The sequence below is a fragment of the Streptomyces sp. rh34 genome, assembly GCF_002551245.1.
Classification (GTDB): Bacteria; Actinomycetota; Actinomycetes; order Streptomycetales; family Streptomycetaceae; genus Streptomyces.
Genome location: NZ_NTGZ01000504.1, coordinates 1 through 1,853 on the forward strand (window position 1 = coordinate 1; position 1,853 = coordinate 1,853).

The following is a 1,853-nucleotide window of genomic DNA, read 5'->3' on the forward strand; positions in this document are numbered from 1 at the left end:
GCGCTGCACCGTCTGAGCGTCGGCGGCGACCGGCCGCCGCTGAGTCTGGCCGCCACCGATCCGGCGGGCTACGTCACCGCGCTGGCGGCGGCGGGCGAGGCGGCGGAGCTGACCGCGCGCGGCGGCCTCGGCGACTTCGGGTGGCTGCTGCACCGGGTGGGGCCGGAACGCGGGTGACCGCCCCGGCGCGGCGGGGTCAGGGAATACTGTCCCGCATGACGGAGACGACGATCGGCATCGGCGGAGCGGCGGAGAGCACCGACATGGTGCTGAACATCGGTCCCCAGCACCCCTCGACGCACGGGGTCCTCCGGCTGCGGATCGTGCTGGACGGCGAGCGCGTGCAGCACGCGGAACCGGTCATCGGCTATATGCACCGGGGCGCGGAGAAGCTTTTCGAGGCGCGTGACTACCGGCAGATCATCATGCTCGCCAACCGCCACGACTGGCTGTCGGCGTTCTCGAACGAGCTGGGCGTGGTGATGGCCGTCGAGCGGATGCTCGGCATGGAGGTCCCCGAGCGCGCGGTGTGGACGCGGACGCTGCTCGCCGAGCTGAACCGGGTCCTCAACCACCTGATGTTCCTCGGCTCCTACCCCCTCGAACTCGGCGGCATCACCCCGGTCTTCCACGCCTTCCGGGAGCGCGAGGAGCTCCAGGCGGTGATGGAGGAGGTCTCCGGCGGGCGGATGCACTACATGTTCAACCGGGTCGGCGGGCTCAAGGAGGACGTCCCGGCGGGCTGGGCCGGCCGGGTCCGCGACGCCGTCGCCTCCGTCCGCTCCCGCATGGACGTGTACGAGAACCTCGTCCTCGGCAACGAGATCTTCCGGGGCCGCACGCGCGACGTGGGCGTGCTGTCCGCCGGGGCGGTGCACGCGTACGGGGTGTCGGGGCCGATCGCCCGTGCCTCGGGCGTCGACTTCGACCTGCGGCGCGACGAGCCGTATCTCGCGTACGGGGAGCTCCAGGACACCCTGAAGGTCGTCACCCGGACCGAGGGCGACTGCCTGGCCCGCTTCGAGTGCCTGCTGGAGCAGACCCTCAACGCCCTGGACCTGGCGGACGCCTGCCTGGACCGGATGGCCCACCTGGCGCCGGGGCCGATCAACCAGCGGCTGCCCAAGGTGCTCAAGGCGCCGGAGGGCCACACCTACGCCTGGACGGAGAACCCGCTCGGCGTCAACGGCTACTACCTGGTGTCCAAGGGTGAGAAGACGCCCTACCGGCTGAAGCTGCGCTCCGCCTCGTTCAACAACATCCAGGCGCTCACCGAGCTGCTGCCGGGCACCCTGGTCGCCGACATGGTGGCGATCCTGGGCTCGCTGTTCTTCGTCGTCGGCGACATCGACAAGTAAGTCGACACGTAAGTCGACACGTAGGCCGACAAGCCGGTCGGCGAGTCCGGGGCTCGGGGCCTTCTCCCAGCGGACCGCGCCCTCTCAGGAGACCGCGCCGCGCAGTTCCGCCACCTCGATCTGCTCGGTCTCGTCGTGCGCCGTGAGGTCGATGACCTTGCCGACGGCCCGGGTGTCCACAACTCCCGTGCGGTGGGCGGCGAGCGCCTCCTCACCGACGACGTCCGCGAGGTCCTCGTTCTGCACGGACTCGATCACGGCGTTCGCCTTCTCGGCACTCTGGGGGCGCTGGGCGTTCTGGGCGTTCTGGGCGCCGAAGAAGTCGAAGTTGCCCTGGGGGGCCAGGTGGCGGCGTGCGGCGTACGGGACGACGGCCGAGGCGGCCTCCATCGCGCGCGGCACGGGCACCGGCGCGATGGAGTCCGGGGCCTTCACGCTCGGGAGTGCCGGGGCGGGCGGGGTGGTGGAGGGGCGGCGGTGCTGGTGGTCCCGGTG

1 protein-coding gene and 2 pseudogenes are annotated in these 1,853 nt (G+C 71.5%); 2 read left to right on the forward strand and 1 reads right to left on the reverse strand.

What is annotated here, in order from left to right; translation table 11 throughout:
- Together CR470_RS41530 and CR470_RS37710 are read left to right on the forward strand one after the other, a co-directional pair.
- A pseudogene (locus tag CR470_RS41530) lies at window positions 1-177 on the forward strand (SAM-dependent methyltransferase); the annotation flags it as partial.
- A gap of 38 nt (window positions 178-215) precedes the next feature.
- Complete coding sequence (locus CR470_RS37710) at window positions 216-1,358, forward strand: NADH-quinone oxidoreductase subunit D (protein WP_097872251.1); 1,143 nt, start codon at window positions 216-218, stop codon at window positions 1,356-1,358.
- Window positions 1,359-1,442: 84 nt separating this feature from the next.
- On the opposite strand, the pseudogene CR470_RS37715 reads toward CR470_RS37710, so the two are convergent.
- Window positions 1,443-1,853: pseudogene (locus CR470_RS37715) on the reverse strand (hypothetical protein); the annotation flags it as partial.

Coding starts and splice junctions, on each gene's coding strand:
- CR470_RS37710 (WP_097872251.1), top strand. CDS start 216: ATGACGGAGACGACGATCGGCATCGGCGGAGCGGCGGAGAGCACCGAC.